At 68.1% G+C, this 24,282-nt stretch carries 19 protein-coding genes; 9 read left to right on the forward strand and 10 right to left on the reverse strand.

Annotated elements, in window-relative coordinates; genetic code table 11:
• Nucleotides 1–15 precede the first annotated feature (15 nt).
• Complete coding sequence (locus H6844_13445) at nt 16–1,077, reverse strand: SAM-dependent methyltransferase (protein MCB9930403.1); 1,062 nt, start codon at nt 1,075–1,077, stop codon at nt 16–18.
• Nucleotides 1,074–1,883: a prolipoprotein diacylglyceryl transferase gene (locus H6844_13450; protein ID MCB9930404.1), complete on the reverse strand. Its 810-nt coding sequence runs from the start codon at nt 1,881–1,883 to the stop codon at nt 1,074–1,076. The genes H6844_13445 and H6844_13450 overlap by 4 nt, the downstream gene beginning before the upstream one ends.
• A gap of 269 nt (nt 1,884–2,152) precedes the next feature.
• Between H6844_13450 and H6844_13455 the strand changes: the two genes are divergently transcribed.
• Nucleotides 2,153–2,587, forward strand: coding sequence for an acyl-CoA thioesterase (locus H6844_13455; protein MCB9930405.1), 435 nt, complete (start codon nt 2,153–2,155; stop codon nt 2,585–2,587).
• Nucleotides 2,588–2,806: 219 nt separating this feature from the next.
• Here the strand turns inward: H6844_13455 and gyrB are convergent, their stop codons facing one another.
• From gyrB to H6844_13485, 6 genes are all read right to left on the reverse strand, one after another.
• Nucleotides 2,807–5,248 (reverse strand): DNA topoisomerase (ATP-hydrolyzing) subunit B, encoded by a 2,442-nt coding sequence (gene gyrB / locus H6844_13460; protein MCB9930406.1) that lies wholly within the window; start codon nt 5,246–5,248, stop codon nt 2,807–2,809.
• Nucleotides 5,245–6,441 carry a DNA replication/repair protein RecF gene (recF, locus tag H6844_13465; protein MCB9930407.1) on the reverse strand — a complete coding sequence of 399 codons (1,197 nt, stop codon included), beginning with the start codon at nt 6,439–6,441 and terminating at the stop codon, nt 5,245–5,247. Before recF ends, gyrB begins: the two co-directional genes overlap by 4 nt.
• Nucleotides 6,442–6,461: 20 nt before the next feature.
• Complete coding sequence (locus H6844_13470) at nt 6,462–7,580, reverse strand: DNA polymerase III subunit beta (protein MCB9930408.1); 1,119 nt, start codon at nt 7,578–7,580, stop codon at nt 6,462–6,464.
• Between the two features lie 151 nt (nt 7,581–7,731).
• Nucleotides 7,732–8,151, reverse strand: coding sequence for a tellurite resistance TerB family protein (locus H6844_13475; GenBank protein MCB9930409.1), 420 nt, complete (start codon nt 8,149–8,151; stop codon nt 7,732–7,734).
• Nucleotides 8,152–8,219: 68 nt separating this feature from the next.
• Nucleotides 8,220–10,994 carry an ATP-dependent DNA helicase gene (locus tag H6844_13480; GenBank protein ID MCB9930410.1) on the reverse strand — a complete coding sequence of 925 codons (2,775 nt, stop codon included), beginning with the start codon at nt 10,992–10,994 and terminating at the stop codon, nt 8,220–8,222.
• 97 nt (nt 10,995–11,091) lie between these two features.
• A complete protein-coding gene (locus H6844_13485; protein MCB9930411.1) occupies nt 11,092–11,925 on the reverse strand; it encodes a sulfotransferase in 834 nt (277 codons plus the stop codon).
• 245 nt (nt 11,926–12,170) lie between these two features.
• Here H6844_13485 and H6844_13490 point away from each other — a divergent pair, with 245 nt between their 5' ends.
• The 8 genes from H6844_13490 (at nt 12,171) to H6844_13525 (ending at nt 22,024) form a co-directional block, all read left to right on the forward strand.
• Nucleotides 12,171–13,754, forward strand: coding sequence for a lysine--tRNA ligase (locus tag H6844_13490; GenBank protein MCB9930412.1), 1,584 nt, complete (start codon nt 12,171–12,173; stop codon nt 13,752–13,754).
• A 109-nt stretch (nt 13,755–13,863) separates the two neighbouring features.
• A complete protein-coding gene (locus H6844_13495; protein ID MCB9930413.1) occupies nt 13,864–14,928 on the forward strand; it encodes an OmpA family protein in 1,065 nt (354 codons plus the stop codon).
• A gap of 155 nt (nt 14,929–15,083) precedes the next feature.
• The gene (locus H6844_13500; protein ID MCB9930414.1) at nt 15,084–16,394 is read left to right on the forward strand and encodes a flagellar hook-basal body complex protein; all 1,311 of its coding nucleotides are present in this window, start codon (nt 15,084–15,086) and stop codon (nt 16,392–16,394) included.
• A gap of 46 nt (nt 16,395–16,440) precedes the next feature.
• Nucleotides 16,441–17,949 (forward strand): flagellar hook-associated protein FlgK, encoded by a 1,509-nt coding sequence (gene flgK, locus H6844_13505; protein ID MCB9930415.1) that lies wholly within the window; start codon nt 16,441–16,443, stop codon nt 17,947–17,949.
• A 12-nt stretch (nt 17,950–17,961) separates the two neighbouring features.
• A complete protein-coding gene (locus tag H6844_13510) occupies nt 17,962–19,023 on the forward strand; it encodes a hypothetical protein (protein ID MCB9930416.1) in 1,062 nt (353 codons plus the stop codon).
• Nucleotides 19,024–19,047: 24 nt separating this feature from the next.
• On the forward strand, nt 19,048–20,160 hold the full coding sequence (locus tag H6844_13515) for a flagellar basal body P-ring protein FlgI (GenBank protein MCB9930417.1): 1,113 nt from the start codon (nt 19,048–19,050) through the stop codon (nt 20,158–20,160).
• A 179-nt stretch (nt 20,161–20,339) separates the two neighbouring features.
• On the forward strand, nt 20,340–21,710 hold the full coding sequence (locus tag H6844_13520) for an acyclic terpene utilization AtuA family protein (protein ID MCB9930418.1): 1,371 nt from the start codon (nt 20,340–20,342) through the stop codon (nt 21,708–21,710).
• On the forward strand, nt 21,707–22,024 hold the full coding sequence (locus H6844_13525) for a DUF4387 domain-containing protein (protein ID MCB9930419.1): 318 nt from the start codon (nt 21,707–21,709) through the stop codon (nt 22,022–22,024). Before H6844_13520 ends, H6844_13525 begins: the two co-directional genes overlap by 4 nt.
• A 187-nt stretch (nt 22,025–22,211) precedes the next feature.
• On the opposite strand, the gene H6844_13530 is transcribed toward H6844_13525, so the two are convergent.
• Nucleotides 22,212–23,117, reverse strand: a complete 906-nt coding sequence (locus H6844_13530; protein ID MCB9930420.1) for an LLM class flavin-dependent oxidoreductase — start codon at nt 23,115–23,117, stop codon at nt 22,212–22,214.
• 94 nt (nt 23,118–23,211) lie between these two features.
• On the reverse strand, nt 23,212–24,180 hold the full coding sequence (locus H6844_13535) for a cation transporter (GenBank protein MCB9930421.1): 969 nt from the start codon (nt 24,178–24,180) through the stop codon (nt 23,212–23,214).
• Nucleotides 24,181–24,282 lie beyond the last annotated feature (102 nt).

The following is a 24,282-nucleotide window of genomic DNA, read 5'->3' on the forward strand; positions in this document are numbered from 1 at the left end:
CGCCATCCTTCTCGGTCAGGCTTCGAAACCGGCCGGCACCGGGTCGTCCGGCCCAGTGAGCGCCAGCACGCGAAAACTCTCGCCCATGGCGGCCGCGTCGGTCAGGCGGTAGAGCGCCGTGTCCAGCTCGCGCTTCTGGGCCGGGGTGGCACGGGCGACGAGCCCGGCGTGCCGCGCCTCGATGCCGAGCGCGCGCAGATACGCCCCCTGCCCGACCGGCCCGTGCGCTTTCGCGCCGGCCGCCACGGCGGCCGCGGCGAGGGCCGCAAAGTCGACGCCGGCGGACAGGTCCACCTGCCCCAGGCCCTCCAGCGGTGCGGCGCGGCGGTGACGGGAGATCCCGCGCAGGCTGGTCTGGCCGGGACGGTTGTCGTAGTCGACGATCAGCGCGAGCCCCCCTTGAAGCGCCAGCCGCTCGCCGATGCGCGCGGCCCAGTCCAGCGAGTCCGGCGAGTGTTCCCAGACCTCGCCCTCCGGCAGGCCTTCGGCGGCAACCAGGGGGCCGAGCGCGTCGTGGAAGCCGCGTGCGTCGTCCCAGGCGATCAGGCGTTCGCGCCAGCCGTCCTCGACCCGCAGGAATTGCTGGATCGGCAGCGCGTCGAAGAACTCGTTGGCGAGCAGGAACAGGGGGGCTGCGCGCGCCGGCAGGTCCGGCTGCCAGGCGACGCGATGACCGTGGCCCTTGAGCCGCTCCGCCTGGGCCTGCGAAAGCGCCGGGCTCGCCTCGATCATCGTCACCCGGAGGCCGGCATAGAAGCCGGGCGCGGCGCGCTGCCAGGTGCGGAGCGCATCCGCCATGAGCACGCCGCGGCCGGGACCGAGTTCGACCACGTCGACCGGCAGCGGCGCCCCCATGCGCTGCCACTGGTCGGCAATGGCGAGCGCCAGCAGCTCGCCGAACATCTGGCTGATTTCCGGGGCGGTGACGAAATCGCCGCCGCTGCCAAAGGGCTGCTGCGACTGGTAATAGCTCTCCGGCAGGCCGGCATTGGCGAGGCGCATCAAGGCCGCCAGCGAGATCGGCCCCTGCGCTTCGATCACGCGACGGGCCAGCGCCTCGACCGGGTTCGCGGTCATGAACCGCTCACCGGCGCCCGGCGGGCGGCGTAGACGATGATCCCGAGCCCCACCAGGATCATCGGCAGCGACAGGATCTGCCCCATGGTGACATGGCCGAAGACAAAGCCCAGATAGGCGTCCGGCTCACGGAACATCTCGCCGACGCTACGGGCCAGACCATAGCCCGCCAGGAACACGCCGATCAGCAGGCCCGAATGGCGGCGAATGCGCTCGCGATGCACCAGCACCGCCAGGATCAGGAACAGCAGCAACCCTTCCATGGCCGCTTCGTACAACTGGCTCGGATGGCGCGGCAACGGGCCGCCGTTCGGGAACACCATGCCGACGCTGGCGTCCGTCACCCGGCCGTACAACTCCCCGTTCACGAAATTGGCGAGGCGTCCCAGCAACAGGCCGATCGGGCCGCAGCAGGAAATCAGGTCGCCGACACGCCAGGGGCTGAGCCCGCGCTGACGGCAGAACCAGAGGCCGGCGACCACCACCCCCAACAGCCCGCCGTGAAACGACATGCCGCCATGCCAAAGCTGGGCGATCTCCAGCGGGTGATCCAGATAATAGGACGGCTTGTAGAACAGCACATAGCCGAGCCGCCCGCCCAGGATCACCCCGAACGCCATCCACACCAGCAGGTCGTCCGCATGGGCCCGCTCCAGCGTGCGCGGCGGCAGCCGGCCCAGATGCAGCAGATAGCGCCAGGCCAGCAGCAGGCCGACAATATAGGCCAGCGCGTACCACCGGATCTGGAAAAATCCCAGGTCGACCGCGACCGGGTCGATGGCCGGAAATGTCAGGGAAAAGAGCATGGGCGCCTGCCTCGGGTGCGCGGATGGGTTGGCTCTAGCAAACCGGGGCGCCGCTGCCAACGCGGCTTCATCCCGCGGCGTGGCACAAAACCCGGAAACCGCACACGCCGTTAGGCGCCGGTTAACCATTTCGGCGCATAGTTAACACCGTCAGATGAAGGGTTTCATCTGGTGCTTCTTTGACGCCTCCCTGTTACCTTGGGCCGCCTCGTGCGGCCCATTTTTTTGGGCGCCTTCCCGCGAACGAAGCAGCGAAAGACGCTTGCGCCATGGCCGAACCCCTGCCGACCCGCGCCGACTACCGGCATTTCCTGCCCATTCAGACCCGGTGGAACGACATGGACCGCTACGGCCATGTCAACAACATGGTCTATTACGGCTATATGGACACGGTGGTGACCGACTTCATCATCCGCCATGGCGGGCTGGATACGGCGGTCTCGCCCGTGGTGGGCCTCGTGATCGAGAGCCAGTGCCGCTATCACCGCCCGATCGGCTTCCCCGCCGTGATCGAGGCCGGCCTGCGCGTTGGCAAGCTCGGCAATTCCAGCGTGCGCTATGAGGTGGGGATTTTCACGGCCGGCGACGACGCCCTCGCCGCCCACGGCCACTTCGTTCACGTCTACGTCACCCGCGCCGACAACCGGCCGACGCCGATCCCGATGCCAATCCGCACGGCACTGGAGCCGCTGGTGGTGGCATAGACCGCCTGCCGTTGACGGGCGGTCGTTGACGGGCGGTCGTTGACGAGCCGAACAAACGAACCTGTTTCCTGGACGGTGCGGAGCGCCGGTTCGGGGCTAAACACTTAGCAGCGTGCGAATACGGGTGGCGGCGGTGTTCGGAGGAAGACGCAGGTCCCGGTTCACCGCTCCGCGGCGGCCGGGAAACACCGGGTCCGAATCCTCCGGCCGCCGCCGGGATCACACGTCCAGATTTGCCACTTTCAGCGCGTTTTCCTGGATGAAATTGCGGCGGGGCTCGACCTGGTCGCCCATCAGGGTGGAGAAAATCTCCCCCGCTTCCTCCGCGTGGCCGATCCGCACCTGGAGCATCGAGCGCACATCCGGGTCCAGCGTGGTTTCCCAGAGCTGTTCGGGGTTCATCTCCCCCAGCCCCTTGTAGCGCTGGAAGCTGATGCCCTTGCGCCCGGCCGCAATCACCCCTTCCAGCAGCCCGACCGGCCCGACCACGCGCTGCTCCTCGCCCTTGAGCGACAGAATGGCCGGTTGCTCATAGACGTCCTGCAACTCGGCCGAGCGCATGTCGAGGCGCTGGGCCTCCTGGCTTTCCAGCAGGCGCCGCGAGAAATGATAGCGCCGGTCGTACCCGCCCTTGGTGTGGGTGAAGTCCAGCCCGCCGTCCGGGCCGGCAAGGCCGTTCCAGCCCCGGTCGCGCTCGGCTTCCAGCGAATCCATGCGCCGGGCGAGTGCGGCCGCGGCCTCCCCGGCCCGGGCCTCGTCCGCGAGTGCGGCCGCGTTCAGGACGCCGGCAATCGCCGCCTGCTCCACCAGCCGTTCCGAGCCGACCTCGCGGCCGAGCGAGGCGACGCGGGCGCGCACCCGCACCGCATCCTGCACCAGTTCCGCCAGATCGCCGCCGGCGCGCTGGTGGCCGTTCGCCAGCGTCAGCACCGCCTCTTCCAGGCCCGAATCGATGAAGAACTGGTCCAGTTCGGCCTCGTTCTTCAGATAGCGCAGCGTGCGCCCGCCCCGCTTCACCTGGAACAGCGGCGGCTGGGCGATGTAGAGATAGCCGCGCTCGATCAGTTCCGGCATCTGGCGATAGAAAAAGGTCAGCAGCAGCGAGCGGATGTGGCTGCCGTCCACGTCCGCGTCGGTCATGATGACGATCTTGTGGTAGCGCAGCTTCTCGATATTGAAGTCGTCGCGGCCGATACCGGTGCCGAGGGCCGCGATCAGCGTGCCGATTTCGGCGCTCGACAGCATTTTGTCGAAGCGCGCCCGCTCCACGTTCAGGATCTTGCCGCGCAGGGGCAGGATCGCCTGGAAGCCGCGGTCGCGCCCCTGCTTCGCCGAGCCGCCGGCGCTGTCGCCCTCGACGATGAAGAGTTCGGCCAGCGCCGGGTCGCGCTCCTGGCAATCGGCCAGCTTGCCCGGCAGCGAGGTCACGTCCAGCGCGCCCTTGCGGCGGGTCAGTTCGCGGGCCTTGCGGGCCGCCTCGCGCGCCGCCGCGGCCTCGACCACCTTGGTGACGATGATCTTGGCCTCGCTCGGATGCTCCTCGAACCACTGGTTCAGCGTGTCGTTCATGATCGACTCGACCGCGGGCCGCACCTCGGAGGACACCAGCTTGTCCTTGGTCTGGGACGAGAATTTCGGGTCCGGCACCTTGACCGACAGCACGCAGGTCAGCCCCTCGCGGGCGTCGTCGCCGGTCAGCGACACCTTTTCCTTCTTGGCGATGCCGGAAGACTCGGCATAGCCGTTCACCTGCCGGGTCAGCGCACCGCGGAAGCCGGCCAGATGGGTGCCGCCGTCGCGCTGCGGGATGTTGTTGGTGAAGCACAGCATGGTTTCGTGGAAACTCTCGTTCCACTCCAGCGCCGCCTCGACCGCGACCCCGTCCTTTTCGGCGGTGACGTAAATCGGCCCCGGGTGAATGGCGGTGCGGTTGCGGTCGATGTATTCGACATAGGCTTTGAGGCCGCCGTCGTAATGCATTTCGACCTCCTGCCCGTCCAACTGGCGCGCATCCTTCAGGATCAGCCGCACGCCGGAATTGAGGAAGGCCAGTTCGCGCAACCGGTGTTCCAGGGTCGCGAAGTCGAAATCGGTCTTGGTAAAGGTCTCGTGCGACGGCAGGAAGGTGACTTCGGTGCCGCGCTTGCCGTCGGCCGCGCCGGCGACCGCCAGCGGCGCCTCCGCCTCGCCGTGGCGGAAGCGCATGGCGTGCTCGTGGCCGTCGCGCCAGATGCGCAGGTCCAGTTGCGAGGACAGCGCGTTGACCACCGACACGCCGACGCCATGCAGGCCGCCGGACACCTTGTAGGAATTCTGGTTGAACTTTCCGCCCGCGTGGAGCTGGGTCATGATGACCTCGGCGGCGGAGACCCCTTCCTCCTCGTGGATGTCGGTCGGGATGCCGCGGCCATTGTCGCGCACGGTGACGGAGCCGTTGGCGTTCAACACCACCTCGACCCGGTCGCAATAGCCGGCCAGCGCCTCGTCGATGGCGTTGTCGACCACCTCATAGACCATGTGATGCAGGCCGGAGCCGTCATCGGTGTCGCCGATATACATGCCCGGGCGCTTGCGCACGGCCTCCAGGCCACGCAGCACCTGGATCGAGCCGGCGCCGTAATCGTCGTTGTCGCCGTGGGTCGGGGTCTGCTCGTCGCTCATGAGGGCGCGGCTCCTGTGGTGGGGGTCACGTGGCCGTCGGCCACACGGAAATATTGGGCGGATTCGCCCAGGGGTTCGAACAAGGCGGGCTCGGTGCCGGTCAGCCAGACCTGGGCCCCGCTCTCCAGCAGACGGCGGTAGAGCGCCTCCCGCCGGCCGGGGTCCAGATGGGCCGCGATCTCGTCCAGCAGCACCAGCGGCTGCGCGCCGCGCTCCGCCGCGGTCATCCGGGCGGACGCGAGGATCAGGCCGATCAGCAACGCCTTTTGCTCGCCGGTGGAACATTGCGCCGCCGGCACGTCGCGGCCGGCATACCAGACCGCCATGTCGGAGCGATGCGGCCCCAGCGACGTCTGGCCGGTGGCGGCGTCGTCGCGGCGGTTGCGCTGCCAGGCTTCGGCCAGGCGATCCTCGACGGCCAGCGCCGGGTGGTCGGCCAGCCACTGCTCGACGTCGCCGACCGCGGCAATCCGCGGCGTCGGGAACGGCCCCTCATCCCCCTCCGCCGCGGCCCTGTCGAGCCGGCGGGCGAGGTCGAGGCGGCCGGCGGCAATGGCGACGGCGCGCTGGGCCAGCGTGCGTTCCAGGGCATCGAGCCAGGCGGGGTCGCCGCCGTCCGCCAACAGGCGCTGGCGCTGGCGCCGGGTGTTCTGATAGGCGGTGACGCGCCCGGCATGGGCCGGGTCGGCACCGAACACGAGCCGGTCGAGGAAGCGGCGGCGTTCCTCCGCCCCGTCCAGGAACAGCCGGTCCATCTGCGGCGTCAGCCAGACCGCGGCGCAATAGGGCGCCAGAGCCGTCTGGCCGCGCGCCTGCTTGCCGTCGATCCGCACCTGGCGACGGGCCTCGCCGGTCACGACGCCGGTGCCGAGATCCACGGGCCCGCCGGGCGTCTCCACCGCAGCGGCGACACCCCAGGCGCCATCGGATGCACTATGGGGCGGCAGGTCTTCCAGCCGGGCATTGCGCAGGCCGCGGCCGGGGGTCAGCAGCGAGACCGCTTCCAGCAGGTTGGTCTTGCCGGCGCCGTTCGCGCCGGTCAGCACCACCGGCCGGCCGTCCAACTCCAGGCGCAGGCTCGCATAATTGCGGAAATGCGTCAGCACCAGCCGACGAACCGCCAGCCGCACGGCAGCGACGGGCGAATCGGTGGCAGAAGACGTGTCGGCGAAGGCTGCGCCGCTCTGCGGCATCCGGTGGGCCCTCGTGGTTGCTAAACCCGCATCGGCATCAGCACGTACAACGCGCTGGCATCGGCCTGATCGCGGATGATCGTCGGTGCCGCCGCATCGGCCAGGGCCAGTTCCGCCGTATCGCCCTCGATCTGCTGGGCGATGTCCAGCAGGTAGCGGGCATTGAACCCGATCTCCATGGCGCCCGCCCCGTACTCGACTTCGAGTTCCTCGTTGGCGGTGCCGGAATCGGCGCTGGAGGCGGACAGCGTCAGGGTGTTGTCGTCGATCGCCAGCTTGACCGCGCGCGACCGCTCGGTCGAGATGGTGGCGACGCGGTCCACGGCCTCGCGAAACGCCTGGCAATCCACGGCCAGGGTCTTGTCGTTGCCCTGGGGAATGACGCGCTGATAGTCGGGGAAGGTGCCGTCGATCAGCTTCGAGGTCAGTTCGACCGGCCCGAACACGAAGTGAATCTTGGTCTCGCTGACCGTGACCTGCACCTCGTCCGTGGCATCGTCGAGCAGCTTGCGCACCTCGCCCACGGCCTTGCGCGGCACGATCACGCCCGGCATGCCGGCCGCGCCTTCCGGCAGGGGAATTTCCACCCGCGCCAGGCGATGGCCGTCGGTGGCGACGGCCCGGAGCACGGCCACGCCTTCGTTCTCGGCCTCGTGCAGATAGATGCCGTTCAGGTAATAGCGGGTTTCCTCGGTCGAAATGGCGAACCGGGCCCGGTCGATCAGGCTGCGCAGGTCGCGCGCCGCCACCTTGAAGGTGTGGCCCTGCTCGCCGCCGGCCAGCACGGGAAACTCCTCCTCCGGCAGGGAGGCCAGCCCGAAGGTGGAGCGCCCGGCCCGCAGGGTGAGCTGGCCGTCCTTGGCGGTCGAGTCCAGTTCGACCTGCGCCCCTTCCGGCAGCTTGCGCGCGATGTCGTAGAGCATATGCGCCGGCGCGGTTGTCGCGCCGGCCCCGGCCACGGCAACCTCGGTTTCCTCGACAATCGACAGGTCCATGTCGGTGGCGGTGAGCGAAAGTTTGCCGTCCTCCGCCGCGAGCCGGATATTGGCCAGGATCGGTATGGTATTGCGCCGCTCGACCACGCTCTGGGCATGGGCCAAGGCCTTCAGAAGAGCTGCGCGCTCGATCGTTACTTTCATCGCCGAACCAATACCAATCCGTTGCGCTTATCCCGCACACACCCGCCACCACAGAGGCCACACCCCCGGAGAGCAGGGACAGGAAGTATAACAGGACCTAGGGCGATTCCAAGCGCGATACCAGCCCGCAAACGCGGTCTCGCGCCAGGCGTCAGAGCACCGCGTGGCGTGCGCGCGCCCCGCGCTCGATCGCCGCTGCCGGCAAACGCCCCACCCGCAGCTCGTGGCGGATGATTTCCAGCAGCCGCAACTCCTCCTGCTCGATATGGCCGTCGGCCACGGCGACGTCGCAGGCGAGCGCATAGGCGGTCTCGCGCAGCTTCTCGGGCAAGCCCTCGCGCACCAGGGCAAGGGTCGTGTCCAGGCCGTCCTCTTCCTGCAACAGGTCGGTGCAGGACGCCGCCAGAGTGGCCAGATGCTCCGGATCGAAGTCGCGGAACACCGGCAGGTGCGTCACGATATTGCCGATCTGCGAGAGTTCGGCGTCGGTCATGTCGCCATCGGACGCCGACACCAGCACCATGACATAAATCAGCGCGGTGTGGTGGTTGATGATGGAAGGCTCGGACATCGGACGGAAACTTTCCGGTTCGGGGTTGTTCGCAATCGGAACGCATAAAAGGGTTTAAGGGCCGAAGGTCAACCCGACCCGGGCGAAATCACCCCCTTTGCGGCCAGAAACCGCTCCACCATCTCTGCCGCCTCCGCCAGCCCGACCCGGCTGACCACCGCTCCGTCCGGAAAGGCCGTCGCCAGTCGGGACGGCAGGGCGGAGTCCAGCAACACGAACACGCCCGCATCGCCCTCGCGCCGGATCAGGCGGCCGAAGCCCTGGCGCAGGCGCAGGCGGGCGATCATGTCGTCATAGCGCGGACCGCCGAACGCCTTGCGGCGCGCCTTGTGCAGGATGTCGGGCCGCGGCCAGGGCAGCCGGTCGAACACGATCAGCCGCAGCGAGCGGCCGGGCACGTCCACGCCGTCCCGCACGGCGTCGGTCCCCAGCAGGCAGGCGTCTTCCTCCGCCCGGAAAATGTCGACCAGGCTGGCGGTGTCGAGCTTGTCGACATGCTGGGCCAACAAGGGGATGCCCGACGCCTCCAGCGGCCCGGCGAGACGCTGATAGACCGCACGCAGGCGATGGATGGCGGTGAAAATGCCGAGCGCCCCGCCGTGGCTGGCCTGGAACAGCACGCGGTAGGCCGCCGCGACCTGGTCGGCATCGGTCTTGCGCACATCGTTCACCAGCAGGATGCGCGTGTTCTCCGCATAGTCGAAGGGCGATGTCATGGCCGCGCGGATGGGGTGGACCGCCAGATGGGACGCGCCCACCCGCGTTTCGGCGGCCAGCCAGTCGGTCTCGTCATTGCCGCTGGAATCGCGGAGCGTGGCGGAGGTGATGACCGCGCCGTGGGAGGATTCCACCACGGCCTTGGCAAACGGAATGGCGGGGTCGAGCCAGTGGCGGTGCATGCCGACATCGCGCTCCTGCCCGCCGACGCGGTCGAGCTGGAACCAGTCGACATATTGCTCCACCGGCTCCTCCTGCAACGAGGTGAGCATGTCGGACCAGGCCGCCACCTGGTGCTCGCCGCGGCGGGTGAGCGTGCGGGCAATGCTTTCGATGCGCTGGCGGGTGGACGTGTCCAGGTCGTCGGCCTCGTCGTCCAGGCGATGCAACAGGATCTGGCGCAGCTTGGCGAGCGGCTGCCGGATCTTCTCCAAGGCGCTGGCAAGGTCGCGGGCGGCCTCCAGCAGGCCTTCCACCGGCGGCCGGGCGTTGCATTCCAGACTGAACGGCCCGGACGTGCTGGGCGCCCGCGCCCGCACCTGCTGACGCACCTTGGCCAGAAACGCCTCGGCCGGGCCGTGCGACTGGTCGTCGGTCAGGCGTTGCAGCCAGCCGTCGCCCGGCAGTGCGCGCGCGGCGTGGAGGGTGCCGTCCAGCAGTTCGGCCGCCTCCTGCTCACCGGGCAGCAGGTCCTCGATGCGGCGGCGCAGGCCACGGGCACGGCTGCCGCTGGAGCCTTCGGCGCCCAGCATCCAGCGCCGCAGTTCACTCGCCTCGCGCCCGGTCAGTTCGGCGGCGAAGGCGCTGTCGGCGGCATCGAAGACATGGTGGCCCTCGTCGAACACATAGCGGCTCGGCAGAAAGCCGTCGTCGAGGCCACCCAGCGCCGCCTGGGCCATGACCAGGGCGTGGTTGGCGATGACGATATCGGCCCGGCGGGCGGCCCGGACGCTCGCCTCGATGAAACAGCGCCGGTAATGGGGACAAGCGGCGTAGATGCACTCGCCGCGCCGGTCGGCGAGGCCGATGGTCAGGCGCGGACCGGCCAGGTCGATCAGCCAGGCCGGCAAGTCGCCGCCGACCATGTCGCCGTCGCGGGTGGCACCGATCCAGCGTGCCATCAGGCCGAGGCCGATCGCATCCGGCCCCTGGGCGAACAGCGTGCCGGTCGCTTCCTCGTAGTTGAGAAGGCAGAGATAGTTCTCCCGCCCCTTGCGCACCACGACCCGGGCGCGCTTGTCCGCCGGCAGCGGGAACAAACGGTCGAGTTCCCGGTCGATCTGCTGTTGCAGGTTGCGGGTGTAGGTCGAGACCCAGACCGGCGCGCCGTTGACCTCCGCCCACAGGCTGGCCGGCGCCAGATAGCCGAGCGTCTTGCCGATGCCGGTGCCGGCCTCGGCCAGCACCAGATGCGGCTGGTCCTCGAACTCCCGCGGCTGGAAGGCGGCGGTGACCGCATCGGCATAGTCCGCCTGGCTCGGCCGCTGCTCCGCGTTCGGCCCCAGCAATTCGATCAGCCGGCGGCGGGTGTCGGCCGGGTCGATCGGGTCGGTCCCGGGCGCGCCGTCGGGCGAGCGTTCCTCCCAGGGCGCACGGCGCTCCCAGGCCTGCATGGCATGACGGGCGCGGCCGGAGAGATTGCCGCTGGGCAGACCGGTGCGCTCCAGCACCATCGGCCCCCAGATCCAACCGCCCCGCGCCATCTGCCAGGCGAGCGGCGCCAGGGTCGGGTCCGTGTCGGCGGCGATAGCCTGCAACAGCGCGCCGGCCGCATCGCGCAAGGTCAGGGCCTCGTCGGCGGGCGAGCGCGGCTTCGCCATGCCCAGCGCCTCGGCGAGCCCGGCAGGCGTCGGCAGGCAGGCATGGGCCGGGCGGGCGAAGGCGTAGAGTTCCAGCACGTCATAGGCCCGCAGCTCCTGCAAGCGCAGGCGCTGGGCCGTGTTGCCGCGGTGACAGACCAGGGGCGGTGCGGCCAGCGCGCGGGCCTGGGCCTGCGACAGGGTCAGCGTCTCCGGCGCCCCGTCCGCCGGTAGCCACAGGGCGCTGCGCACGCCGCAGACCAGCACGGGCTGGGACGCCAGACGGACCGGACCCGTCTCCGGCTCGGCGGAGGTCGGCTCGCTCATGATCGGCCGGCGATCGCCGATTGCGGGGGAACGCGCTTCATTCCCGCACAGTGCCGCGGGCTTGCCATGGGATGCAACGGTTTGCTGGCGAGGCCGGTCAGATTCCCTGGGCTTCCCACACTTCGTCCAGGCGCAAGAGCATGGCCTCGCAGGTCTCCCGCACCTCCGGCGCGATATCCGGCGCCGCGCGTTTGCCGATCGAACGGGCATGCGGAACCGAGGCCATCAGCGATGTCAGCGGCACCCCAACCAGATCCGCAAGCGGACGAATGACCCGCAGGGGATCGGTGACCAGCGATTCATAGCGCACCAGCGCCACCCGCGAATTCCGGTCGAACTGCTGGTCGAAGAAGAACTGATGGCGCAGACACCAGAACCAGGCGTTGCAGGTCGCGTCGTTCCAATCCGGCCGATATTGCGAGCGCAAATGCGCAAGGGTTTCGTCGCTGGTGTTTTTGCCTCGCCACTCGGCCGCGTCGGAGCCGTCCCGCACGATGTCGTCGATGCCGTTGCGATGGCCCGGCCAGTGCTGGAGGATCGAATTCACGCAATCGTCGTAATGACGATACATCCACATCGCCCCGCTGCCGGGGAAGAGGTCCATCAATTCCCGCAGGCGATGGCCATCCTGCAACGCCTTGACCATGACGCACTTTGCGGGCGAGGCATGCACCAGGGACGCAATGACGTCATTGCCTTTCAGCAGGAAATTGGTGTTCATCCGCGAGTCGTTTTCGCGGAACACCTCGGTCTTGCCGCTCCATTCGAACACGTCCAGCGCCATGTTCGTGCCGGATCGCGGGAACCCGGACAGGAAAGTAACGGTCTTGTCCCTGGGTTCGTGCTTCGGTTCGGTGATGGGTTGCGTGACGTGTTTGAGCCTGACAAACACCCGACGAGCGTATGGCTGAATCCGATCAAACACGCGCATCAACACCCTCTCCACGCCGGACGCCATTGGCCCAACGGGTTGAAACCCGCTGCCCTATCCGGACCGCCCACGGTTGCATAGTCCCTTCCGTTCTGTACACGCCTGTGCCGATCACCTCAATTGCGGCCCACCTGTTAAAAGGCCGCACAGTTCCGGTGTCGCGTCGGAATGATTGACCCCAACACCTGGGCTTTCTACCTAGTAGCGCCCGTCAGCCCCATGTTGCATTAACAGGAACATCTACCATGTCGGACATCCGTTCCGCCGCCCTCACCGCCCGCGCCTGGCCGTTCGAGGAAGCGCGCAAGGTGGTCAAACGCCTGGGCGGTTCGGTGCCGGCCAAAGGGTATGCGCTGTTCGAGACCGGCTACGGCCCTTCCGGCCTGCCGCATATCGGCACGTTCGGCGAGGTGGCGCGCACCAGTATGGTGCGGCGCGCCTTCCGCGAGCTTTCCGACATCCCGACGGAACTCTTTGCGTTTTCCGACGATATGGACGGCCTGCGAAAGGTGCCGGGCAATGTGCCGAACCAGGAGATGTTGGCCCAGCATCTCGGCAAGCCGCTGACGCAGGTGCCGGACCCGTTCGGCACGCACGAGAGCTTCGGCCATCACAACAATGCCCGCCTGCGCGCCTTCCTGGACAGTTTCGGCTTCGCCTACACCTTCCAGAGCGCCACCGAATGCTACACCTCGGGCCGGTTCGATGCCGCGCTGTTGCAGGTGCTGCGCCATTACGATGCCGTGATCAACGTGATCCTGCCGACGCTGGGGCCGGAGCGGCGGGCGACCTATTCCCCGTTCCTGCCGATCTGCCCGCGCACCGGCATCGTGTTGCAGGAACCGATCGTCGCCCACGATGCCGACGCCGGCACGGTCACCTATCGCGACCCGGACAACGGCCGGTTGCAGGAGGTGCCGGTCACCGGCGGCCACTGCAAGCTGCAATGGAAGGCCGACTGGGCCATGCGCTGGTACGCGCTGGAGGTCGACTACGAGATGAGCGGCAAGGACCTGATCGACTCGGTCAACCTGTCGTCGAAGATCTGTCGCATCCTGGGCGGGCGCCCGCCGGAAGGCTTCACCTACGAACTGTTCCTGGATGACAGGGGCGAGAAGATCTCCAAGACCAAGGGCAACGGCCTGGCGGTCGAGGAGTGGCTGAAATACGCGCCGCCGGAGAGCCTGTCCCAGTTCATGTTCCAGAAGCCGCGGGCGGCGAAGAAGCTCTATTTCGACGTCATCCCCAAGGCCATGGACGAGTACCGCACCTGGATCGAGAAATATCCGGGCCAGGACGAAGCGCAGCGGCTGGAAAACCCGGTCTGGCACATCCATGCGGGCCAGCCGCCGGCGCCGGAGGTGGATCTGTCCTTCGGCATCCTGCTGAACCTGGCCAGCGTGGCGAATGCCGAAGACAAGAGCGTGCTCTGGGGCTTCATCTCGCGCTACCGGCCCGCGGCGACGCCCGAGACGGCCCCCCTGCTCGACCGGATGGCCGGCTATGCGGTGCAATATTACCAGGACTTCGTGAAGCCCGCGAAACAGTACCGCGCGCCGAGCGAAGCCGAGCGGGCCGCGCTGGTCGATCTGCGCGCCGCCCTGGCCGCGGCGCCCGCAGACGCCGACGCCGAGGCGTTGCAGAACATCGTCTACGAGATCGGCAAGCGACACGGGTTCGAAAACCTGCGCGACTGGTTCAAGGCCCTGTACGAGACCCTGTTGGGCCAAAGCCAGGGCCCGCGCATGGGATCGTTCATCGCGCTCTATGGCCGCGACGAGACCATGGCGCTGATCGACCGGGCGATGGCGGGCCATGCCGGCCAATAGCGGGAATTGCGGACAGTCGGTGTAAGCCCGTCTTAAGGCGCATTTGGTTTGCTTCCGGCTGGTCCACGCGGGCACTCCCGGCCCGCCCATTGGCCGGGAGAAGCTTACCGTGTCCGGCGACGCTCCGATCATCATCATCAAGAAAAAGAAGGCTGGCCATGGCCACGGCCATCATGGCGGTGCCTGGAAGGTCGCCTATGCCGATTTCGTCACGGCGATGATGGCGTTCTTCCTGCTGATGTGGCTGCTGAACGCCACCACGGAAAACCAGCGCAAGGGTCTGGCCGACTATTTCGACCCGCGCATCCCCATCAGCCGGGTCTCCGGCGGCGGCACGGACATGTTCGGCGGCTCCTCGATCTTCAGCAAGGAGCGGCTGGCCCAGAACGGAATCGGCGGCATCGCCACGCGCAACTCCACCAGCAAGAAATCGCCGGTGAGCCGCGACGAGGACCCGCCGCCGGAGGCCCAGTTCGAGGCCGCGCACCGGGTCGACCTGCGCCGCCAGCCGGGCGATGTCCGCGACAGCGAGGTGCAGGGCGACGCCCGACCGTTCGACCCCGATGGCGAATCCGTCACCGCGAAATACCGGCGGACCCCGCCCGGCGACCCCGAAAATGAAACGGTCGCCGCGGAGACCGCGGGAACATCCGGCCCGGAGGGAGGCGTCACGGATACGGGAACGGCCCAGCCGGGAACCGAAGGCCAGGCCGAAACACTGGCCGAAGCCATCACCCAGAAGGTGCACGAGCGCGCGGATTATCAGGGCCTCGACCGGCATCTGATCTTCAAGGTGACCGAGGAAGGGCTGCGGATCGAGGTGGTGGACCGGGACGGCGCACCGATGTTCGAATCCGGCGTCGCCGACGCCACGCCGCGCATGCAGGCGCTGTTGCAGGTCATCGCCGAAGTGCTGGCGGAAACCCCGAACAAGGTGGCCCTGACCGGCCATACCGATGCGATCCCGTTCGCCAGCGGCAGCCGCTATGGCAACTGGGAACTCTCCACCGACCGCGCCCAGGCCGCCCGCCGGCTGCTGGAGCGCTCCGGCATCGCGCCCGACCGCATCCAGCGGGTCGAGGGGCTGGCCGACACCGTGCCGCTCATCACCGACAATCCCGACGACCCGCGCAACCGCCGCATCGGCATCGTCGTCCTGCGCGGCGACCGATAGACCGCCGCATCGCCCGTCTCGCCCATGGGTATCTCGGGATAACCATGCCCATTAGGTGGAATTTAAGGTCGCTCCGGCAAGCTTCCCTCATGCGCTGCGGTTGGCCTCCCGCCCTCCGCCGCGCCCGGGTTTCGCAACGATAGGGTGGATGGCCGATGAGTTTGGGCTCTTCATTGAACGCCGGGGTTTCGGGATTGAAGGCGAACGCCACGCGCCTCGCCACGATCTCCGAAAACATCGCAAACAACAGCACGGCGGGCTACAAACGGGTCGAAACCGATTTCTCGACCATCGTGCTGTCGGAAGACCAGCCGGGCGGCTTCACCGCCGGCGGCGTGGCGACGGATGTGCGCCGCTCGATCACGGAAAAGGGCCTGGTTCAGGCCACCAGCAACAGCACCGACATCACCATCAACGGCCGCGGCTATATCCCGGTCGCCAAATCGGTGACGCCGGAGGACTTGAACCCGTCCAGCGACGACTATCGCCTGGCGGTCACCGGTTCGTTCCGGCCGGACGTGAACGGCAATCTGGTCACCAACAGCGGTTACTTCCTGCTGGGCTTCCCGGTGGACCAGACCGGCGCGACGGTCGATCCCGCCATTGCCCGCAACAGCTTCGACTCGCTGGAAGTCGTCAATATCGGCGCCAGCGGCTTCACCGCGCGCCCGACCACGAGTATCGAGTTCGCCGGCAATCTGCCGGCCCAGGATACGGAATCCACCGGGTCCGGCGATGCGCGCGTGCTGCCGGTCGAGTATTTCGATGAGCTGGGCAACAGCGAAACCCTGACCCTGACCTTCACGCCGACCATTCCCGGCAGCGGCGCCTCCGGCAACTGGCAGATGACCGTGGTCGACAGTGCCGACGGTTCCACCGTCGGCGATCTGGACCTCCAGTTCCACCAGACCGGCAGCACGGCCGGCAGCCTCGATACCGTCACGGCCTCCACCGGCAGCTATGACCCGGCCACCGGCAAGCTGACGGTCACCGTGGCGGGCGGCAACGCCATCACCATCGACATCGGCACGCCGGACACTGGCGACGGGCTGGTGCAGTATTCGGGCGAATTCGCACCGCTGCGGATCACCAAGGACGGCGCCGGCTTCGGCAATGTGCTGCGGGTGGAGGTCAGCGAAGATGGCCTGGTCAACGCGATTTTCGACAACGGCCAGACCCTGCCGATCTACCAGATCCCCGTCGCCGACGTCATCAACCCGAACGGCATGCAACTGACCGACGGCAACATGTTTCAGCTGACGCGCGACAGCGGCGGCATGTTCCTGTTCGATGCCGGTCATGGTCCGGTCGGATCGACCATCGGCTATTCGCTGGAAAACTCCACCGTCGATATCGCGCAGGAACTGACGGCCCTGATTGAAACCCAGCGCTCCTACAGCTCCAACGCCCGGATCGTCACCACCGTCGACGAAATGTTGCAGGAAACCACCAACCTGAAACGCTAGCGGCCAACCGTCCGCCCCGGTGGCGGCCCAAGCCGGAGGTGCTGTCATGACCATCTCTAACGCCCTGTCCAACGCCCTGTCCGGGTTGCTGACCAACCAGCGCCAGGCGGATATCACCGCCCACAATATCGCCAACGCCACCACACCCGGCTTTTCCCACCGGGACGTGGAGGTGAATGCGCGGGTGATCGGCGGCGAGGGCGGCGGCGTGAAGGTCACCGCCATCCAGCGCCAGTTCGACCTGCTGCTGACCCGGGATTCCCGTGTCGGGCAGGCCCGGCTCGATTACCTGACCACCAGCGCCGACGCCTTCACCCGCGTGGCCGAGGCGCTGGGCGATGCCGATGCGATCAACGGCCTGCCGCAACTGTTCCAGAAGACCGAGGAAGCGTTCCGCGCGCTGGAAACGACGCCGGAATCGGTGCCGAGCCAGCAGGACACGCTGCGCTCGCTGCAACACCTGACCCGCGGCATCAACGAAGTGTCGGGGCAGTTCGCGCAAATGCGCGGCGACGCCGACGCCGCCATCGCCCGCGAAGTCAATGTCCTGAACCATTCGCTGCAACAGTTGGCGAAGGTCAACCGAGAGATCGCCGTGCGCACCACCAGCGGTGCCGACACGGCCGACCTGGAGGACCAGCGCGACCAGTTGATCGACGACGTCGCCCGCCGCGTTCCCGTGCGCGTGCTGCGCTCGGACGACAGCGGCACCGTCACCCTGCTGACCCACGAAGGCGTGCCGCTGCTGCAGGGCGCGGAGCCGGCAACGATCGCGTTCAACTCCCGCCCGGTCGTCAACACCGGCGAGGTCTACGATCCCACCGGCAGTGCCGGCCCCGGCTTCGTCGACGCGCTGTCGGGCCTGACCGTCGACGGTCGCGACATCGCCCCCGGCTCCGGCGATATTCAAAGCATCGGCGACGGTCTGATCGCCGGCCTGTTCCGGGTGCGCGATGAAATCGTGCCGGACGCGCTCGCCAAGCTGGACGCCGTCGCCTATGCCCTGACCGAACGCTTTCAGGACAGCGCCGTCGACCCGAGTCTGGGCGCGGGCGATACCGGCCTGTTCACCGACGCGGGCAATCGCCTGGACACCGGCGACCCGGCCGCCCTTGTCGGCCTGGCGAGCCGGATCGCCGTCAACGACGCGCTGGACCCGGCGGCGGGCGGCACGCTCTCGCGCCTGCGCGACGGCGCGGCGGCGGCAACCCCCGGCTATGCCGGCGACCCGGCCCAGGTGACCCGCTTCATCGCCGGCTTTGCCGACCCGACCGGCTATGCCCCCGCCTCCGGCCTGGCCGACAACTCGCTGGCGGCCGCCGCGCGCGAGTTTACCCAGCTCGCCCATCAGGACCGGACCGCCGCGACGAGCAACGCCACGGCGCAACAGGTCACCTACAAAACCGTCAGCGAACGCCGCCTCTCGCAGGCCGGTGTCAATGTCGACGAGGAATTGCAGAGGATCGCGCTCTACGAGCGCAGCTTCGCCGCCAACAGCCAGGTGATCCAGACCGCCACGCGCATGCTGGACGACCTGCTCGGCATCGTCCGCTAGGGAGCCCCGACCATGCTCGGCAACGCCAATCTGACGACGCAGGTGCTGTTCAGCCGCCTGCAATCCGACCTCGATCGCCTGCAAGGCCGGTTTGCCGACCGGGTGGGCGAGGTCGCCAGCGGCAAGCGCGCCGACCTGGCCGACCGGCTGGGCGATTCCGCGGCCTCCCTGTTCGGTCTCCAGGCCAGCCTGACCAAGGCGCAAGGCCATAGGGATCGCATCGGCGTGGTCGACACCCGCCTGAATGTGATGCAGAGCGCGCTGCAACAGGTGCGCGGCCTGACCGGCGGGCTGGAATACCAGAAAATCCTGGACGACGTCGCCAACACGCCCACCTTCGGCGCGCTGCAAAAGCAGGCGGCAACCGAGGCGATTTCCCGGACGCTCAGCACCCTGAACGCAGCCGTCGACGGCCGCTCGCTCTTCAGCGGCCTGGCCGTCGACACGCCGCCCATGCGGCTCGACAACGCCATGCTGAGCGATGTGGAGACGGTGGTGGCCACCCACGTCGCCGCCGCCGGTGGCCGGATCGAGACCGCCGCCCAGGTCGATGCGCTTCTGGCGGAAATCGGCAGCATGTTCGACGACACCCATGCCGACCCGGCCCTGCGGTTTACCGGCCAGATTTACCAGGGTGCGCCGGACGCAACCGAGGACCTGTCGGTCGACGACGGCACCGGCCGGGCGATCACCTATGGCGCCAAGGCCAGCGAGGACGGGATTCGCACGCTGCTGGAAGGCCTGCACCTGCTGGCCGCGGTGCAGAAGAACGACGGCCAGTTCGGCGATGCCGCCTATCGGCGCCTGGCGACGGCCACGGTCGGCATGATCGACACCGGTTCCAACAAGATTGTCGGCATCGAGGCCCGCCTGGGCCTGGTGCAATCCGACACCGCCAGCTTCCGCACCGAGCAACAGGCGACCGCCGCGCTGCTGGAGACCCGCATTTCCGCCCTGCAGGATGCGGACCCGTACGAGGCGGCGACCAAGCTGGCATCGCTGGAAACGCAGTTGCAGGCCAGCTATCTCGCCACGTCGCGCATTCTGCGCCTGTCGCTTGCCAACGTCCTCTGACCCGCGCGGAGCCACGGACACCCCATGCGTCGTCTCGCCGGCCTGCTGGCCTTGCTGGCCCTCACCCTCTGGGCACACGCGGCTCCGGTTCTGGCCGCGGAAGCGCGGATCAAGGATCTGGTGGATTTCCAGGGCGTGCGCGGCAACGACCTGGTCGGCTATGGCCTGGTGGTCGGCCTCAACGGCACCGGCGACAGCCTGCGCAATGCGCCCTTTACCGAGGAAGCGCTGGCCAATGTGCTGGAACGCCTGGGCGTCAACGTCCAGGGCGAGAATTTCCGCCCCCGCAATGTCGCCGCGGTGCTGGTGACCGCCTCCCTGCCGCCGTTTGCCCGCGCCGGTTCGCGCGTCGATGTGACGGTTTCGGCCATCGGCGACGCCAAGAGCCTGCTGGGCGGCGCGCTGGTGATGACGCCGCTGAACGCCGCCGACGGCAAGATTTACGCCGTGGCCCAGGGCGCGCTGATCGCCGGCGGCGAGTCCTTTACCGGTGCCGCCGCCTCCGTCACCAAGGGCGTGCCCACCGCCGGCGTCATCCCGAACGGCGCCCGGGTGGAGCGCGAGGTGGAATTCGCCCTGGCCGAGTTGGGATCGATCCGGCTGGCCTTGCGCGATCCCGACTTCACCACCGCCAACCGCATTCAGCACCGGATCAACCGGCATCTGGGCCAGCCGCTGGCCAAGGCGCTGGACCCCGGCACGGTCGAACTGAGCGTGCCCCCCGCCCGGCGCACCGCCATTGCCGGCTTCATCGCCGAGATCGAGGGCCTGCCGGTGCGGCCGGACCAGCCGGCGCGGGTCGTGGTCGACCAGCGTTCCGGCACCATCGTCATGGGGGCGGACGTGCGGATTTCCACGGTCGCGGTCAGCCAGGGCAATCTGACGGTGCGGATCACCGAGCAACCGACCGTCTCGCAGCCGAACCCGTTCGCCGCCGGCCAGACCGTCGTCGTGCCGCGCACCGGCGTCGACGTGCAGACCGGCAACACCAAGATGGCCGTGGTCGAGGGCGGCACCAATCTGGCCGAACTGGTCTCGGGCCTGAACGCGCTCGGCATCGGCCCGCGCGACATGATCGACATTCTGAGCGCGATCAAGACCGCCGGCGCGCTGCACGCGGAACTGATCGTGCGTTAGAGCGGACTCTTTTCCGGCCGGCTCACCAGCCCATCTCCCCTGTCCTTGCGGAAGCGAGAGATGGGGCAGGAGAGTGAGTCAATCAGTGCCGAAAGCGCACCGGGTTTGGGTTTGCCCCCTGCCCCGGCTTTGGTGCTAACGTGGCGCACGAACAGCACCCAGTCCGGGACAGGGTATCCATGATCGAACGCAAGCAGGACGGCGAGTTCGTCGTCATCTCCAACGGCATGCTGGGCTACGGTTTCCGCGAGCAGTCGCTCTGGGACGCGGTCGAGGCCGGCGTGGACCTGATCGCCGCCGACGCCGGCTCGTCCGACCCCGGCCCCTATTATCTGGGCTCCGGCAAGCCCTTTGTCGGCGAGGCCATGACCCGGCGCGATCTCTCGCTGCTGGTCCGCGCGCAGTACCAATCCGGCGCGCCGCTCGTCATCGGCTCGGCCGGCGGCGCCGGCGGCGACGCCCAGGTGGACGGGCTGTTGCGCATCCTGAAGGCCATTCTGGCCGACCTCGGCATCACCCGCAAAATCGCCGTGGTGCGCACCGAACTGGACAAGGCCGTGGTGCACGAGGCGCTCGCCAACCAGCGCATCCAGACCTTCGAGACCGGCACGCCGCTCGCGCCGGCCGACATCGACGCGGCCAGCCATATCGTGGCGCAGATGGGGTGCGAGGCCTATTGGCCGGCCCTGCGCGAGGCGCCGGACATCATCATCGGCGGCCGCGCCTGGGATGTCGCCAACATTGCAGCATTGCCGCTGCTGCGGGGCTATGACCGTGGCCTGACGCTGCACTTGGGCAAGATCATCGAGTGCGGCAGCCTCGCCTCGCGGCCCACCGCCGGCGGCGACCTGATCATCGGCCGCCTGCGCGACGACCATTTCATCGTCGAACCGCCCAATCCGGAGCGCTTCTGCACCGTGCAATCCGTCGCCGCCCACACCTTCTACGAAAAGACCGACCCGTTGATGCTGGCCGGCCCCGGCGGCCTTGTCGACCTGACGCGGACGGAGTTCGAACAGATCGACCCGCGCCGGGTGAAGGTGACGGGCTCCGCCTTCCGCCCGGCCGACCGTTACACCGTGAAGCTGGAAGGCGCGCGGCTGGCGGGCTATCGCGCCCTCACCATCGGCGGCGCGCGCGACCCGAATTTCATCACCCATCTGGACCAGATCCAAGGCGACATCGTCGCCAAAATCCGCGAGACCCAGGCGGGCGTGGTCGACCCCGAGCGCTATTCCATCACCTTCCACCGCTATGGCGTGGATGGCGTCATGGGCAAGTGGGAGCCCGTGAAAACGCCCGCGCACGAGGTCGGCCTGCTGATCGACGTGATCGGCGAGACGCCCGAAATCGCCGAGGCGGTCTGCGGCCTGGCGCGCGCGAGCGTGCTGCATGTGGGCTTTCCGGGACGGGTGGCGACGGCGGGCAATATCGCCTTCCCGTTCTCGCCGGCGGAAATCGAGGCCGGGCCGGTCTACGAATTCAACATCTATCACCTGATGGAAATCGACGACCCCGAAGCCTTTGGCCGGCTGGAGTGGCTGCAATGAAAGTGCTGAGCGAGGTTGCCGAGGTCATCCGCTCCAAGAATGCCGGGCCGTTCGTGGTCACGTTCGACGTGTTCTTCAAGGACCGGGCTGAGTTCGAGGCCGTGCGCGCCGCGGGCCTCGTCACCCGCCAGGCGGTGTGCGAGCGCTATGGCGTCGGCGACAACGCATTGCTGGGGTTCGAGTTCTACCCGTTCGCCAACGCGCTCAAATTCTCGATCAAACGCGAGGTGAGCGCCGGCGGCCCGCGCGACGCCGATGCCTATGGCGCCCAGCAACACGCCCCGCTGCTGGACATGCCGGCCCTGCCGGACTGACGCGCCCGATCGGTGCGGTGAGGGGGCTGCGGTCACTGCCTGGTCAATCGAAGACCGGATGTTCCCCGGGCAAGGCGGAGCCGCGACCTGGGGCTGGTAGCGGCGTGCGAACACCGCACCTTGGGTGTTCGCGAGAGCGACCGGTCCCGGCCCACCGCTCCGCGGCGGCCGGGATACACGGCTGGCCCTACTGGAACGCCGCAAACACCTCTTCGGCCGCCTTGAGCTGGTTGCCGGCGGCGCTCGACGGCACGATGATCGGCGTCTTCACGCCGGTGTCGTACCAGGCCTCGACCTGCTCGCGCACTTGGGCGGCCGTGCCGAACATGGTGGTGTCGGCCAGCCAGCGGTCGGTCAGGAAGTGCGGGATCTTGTCGAGTTCGCCGTCGGCAATCGCCTTCTCGACCCCGGCCATCTCCTCCTCATAGCCGACCGACTTCCAGTAATTGCGGTAGTTCGGCAACTGCGCATAGCGCCAGAGCGTCTTGCGGTGCACCGCCTTCGCCGCCTCGACGTCGTCGCTGATGCAGGTGGGCGTCATGCAGCCGATATACCAGTTGGGGTCGGTGCGACAGGCCTCCGGCAGGTGGGCGATGGACTGGGCCGCGGCCGACCGGGCCGCGTTGGCGAACACCATGCCGTCGGCGATCTCGCCGGCCAGCTGGATCATTTTCGGGCGCATGGCCGCCATCACCACCGGCGCCAGCTCGCCATACCCTTCGGTCGCCTTGTAGCGGGTGACGAAGTCGCGCATGTCGCCCAGCGGCTTGCCCGGCACCACGCCCATGCGTTGCAGGCTCGGCCCGTGGCTGATGCCGATGCCGAGGGTGAAGCGGCCGCCGGACATTTCGTGCATGAAGGCGGCGCTCATGGCGAAGTCGTCCACCGTGCGCGAATAGATCGGCGCGATGGAGATGCCGAACGGCATGCTCTTGGTCGTGACCGACAGCGCCTCGCAAAACGCCATGCCGCCAAGGGTGGAGGGGGTGTAGAGGCCGGCATAGCCGCGCCGTTCGATTTCCTGCGCCATTTCCAGCACCTGGGCGCGGCGGCGCGGCACGGCGGTCATGGCAAGGGCGGGGAGTTTGGCCATCGGGCGATTTCCTTCGCTTGGAGTTCGGTCAACAATCGGGCCGGCATCGTAGCCGCCCGCCTCCAGCGACGTAAGAGGCGATTGCGGCCGCCCGCTAGGCGGCGTGGCTCCGTCCGGGCGCGGGGCAATCGTCGTCGTGCGCCTCGGTTTCCAGCGTGGCGTGGCGCACGCCGAATTCCCGGTCCAGCAGGTCGCGCACGCGCCGTTTGACCTCGGCCGGGTCGGGGCGGGTCGAGGTCAGGCGGATATGGGCCTCGACTGAGGCGCGACGCTCGTCGAACTGCCAGACATGGATATGGTGGACGTCCAGAACGCCGTCGACGCCCGCCATCGCACGGGCGATCTCCGCGGTATCCAGATGGTCCGGCGCGGCGTTCATCAGAATGCGAACCGCCTGGCCGATTTCGGTGGCGCCGTGCCAGAGCACATAGGCGGCGATGGCCAGGGTCAGTAACGGATCGATCAGGGTCCAGTCGTAGAGCAACACCACCACGCCGCCGACAATGACGGCCACCGACCCCAGGGCATCGGCGATGTTGTGCAGGAACACGGCGCGCATGTTCATGTTGTCCCGTGCCAAGGCAAGGGTCAGCAACACGGTGGCGGCGTCGATCACCAGCGCGACGCCGGCAACGATGACCACGGTCCAGCCTTCGACCGGTTGCGGGTCCAGCAGGCGCATCACCGCCTCGACACACAGATAGAGCCCGATCAGGATCAGGGTCGTGTAATTCACCAACGCCGCCACGATCTCCGCCCGTGCCCAGCCGAAGGTCATGCGTCCGTCCGCCGGACGCCGCGCGATCCGCCGCGCCCAAAGGGCGATCACCAGCGACATGGCGTCGGAGAAATTGTGCAGCGCATCGGCGATCAGCGCGAGGCTGCCCGACAGGACGCCGCCCACCACCTGCGCCACCGTCAGCGCCATGTTGATCGCCACCGCCGCCGCCAGCCGGCCCTGGCCGGTATCGCCGTGCCCATGGTGATGATGGGCGTGATGATGGGCGTGGTGATGATGGGGGTGATGATGGGCGTGCTCGCGGTGCCCGTCCCGATCGGCCATGGGTCGTCTCCCGTTCAAGGACCGGATCCGCGGACAGGATAACAGGCTGTTCGGCGAATGCCAAAACCGGCCTGCAAGGGGGATGGCCGACAGACACGCGTC

It is taken from the genome of Alphaproteobacteria bacterium, from assembly GCA_020638555.1.
Taxonomy (GTDB): Bacteria; Pseudomonadota; Alphaproteobacteria; order Bin95; family Bin95; genus JACKII01.

Bases quoted from the DNA above. Each gene is read 5' to 3' on its own strand.
- gyrB (MCB9930406.1), bottom strand. From the start codon at position 5,248: ATGAGCGACGAGCAGACCCCGACCCACGGCGACAACGACGATTACGGC.
- H6844_13525 (MCB9930419.1), top strand. From the start codon at position 21,707: ATGAAAGTGCTGAGCGAGGTTGCCGAGGTCATCCGCTCCAAGAATGCC.
- H6844_13490 (MCB9930412.1), top strand. From the start codon at position 12,171: ATGTCGGACATCCGTTCCGCCGCCCTCACCGCCCGCGCCTGGCCGTTC.
- recF (MCB9930407.1), bottom strand. From the start codon at position 6,441: ATGCCGCAGAGCGGCGCAGCCTTCGCCGACACGTCTTCTGCCACCGAT.
- H6844_13485 (MCB9930411.1), bottom strand. From the start codon at position 11,925: ATGCGCGTGTTTGATCGGATTCAGCCATACGCTCGTCGGGTGTTTGTC.
- H6844_13455 (MCB9930405.1), top strand. From the start codon at position 2,153: ATGGCCGAACCCCTGCCGACCCGCGCCGACTACCGGCATTTCCTGCCC.
- H6844_13445 (MCB9930403.1), bottom strand. From the start codon at position 1,077: ATGACCGCGAACCCGGTCGAGGCGCTGGCCCGTCGCGTGATCGAAGCG.
- H6844_13480 (MCB9930410.1), bottom strand. From the start codon at position 10,994: ATGAGCGAGCCGACCTCCGCCGAGCCGGAGACGGGTCCGGTCCGTCTG.
- H6844_13515 (MCB9930417.1), top strand. From the start codon at position 19,048: ATGCGTCGTCTCGCCGGCCTGCTGGCCTTGCTGGCCCTCACCCTCTGG.
- H6844_13450 (MCB9930404.1), bottom strand. From the start codon at position 1,883: ATGCTCTTTTCCCTGACATTTCCGGCCATCGACCCGGTCGCGGTCGAC.
- H6844_13475 (MCB9930409.1), bottom strand. From the start codon at position 8,151: ATGTCCGAGCCTTCCATCATCAACCACCACACCGCGCTGATTTATGTC.
- H6844_13470 (MCB9930408.1), bottom strand. From the start codon at position 7,580: ATGAAAGTAACGATCGAGCGCGCAGCTCTTCTGAAGGCCTTGGCCCAT.
- H6844_13500 (MCB9930414.1), top strand. From the start codon at position 15,084: ATGAGTTTGGGCTCTTCATTGAACGCCGGGGTTTCGGGATTGAAGGCG.
- H6844_13535 (MCB9930421.1), bottom strand. From the start codon at position 24,180: ATGGCCGATCGGGACGGGCACCGCGAGCACGCCCATCATCACCCCCAT.
- H6844_13530 (MCB9930420.1), bottom strand. From the start codon at position 23,117: ATGGCCAAACTCCCCGCCCTTGCCATGACCGCCGTGCCGCGCCGCCGC.
- flgK (MCB9930415.1), top strand. From the start codon at position 16,441: ATGACCATCTCTAACGCCCTGTCCAACGCCCTGTCCGGGTTGCTGACC.
- H6844_13520 (MCB9930418.1), top strand. From the start codon at position 20,340: ATGATCGAACGCAAGCAGGACGGCGAGTTCGTCGTCATCTCCAACGGC.
- H6844_13510 (MCB9930416.1), top strand. From the start codon at position 17,962: ATGCTCGGCAACGCCAATCTGACGACGCAGGTGCTGTTCAGCCGCCTG.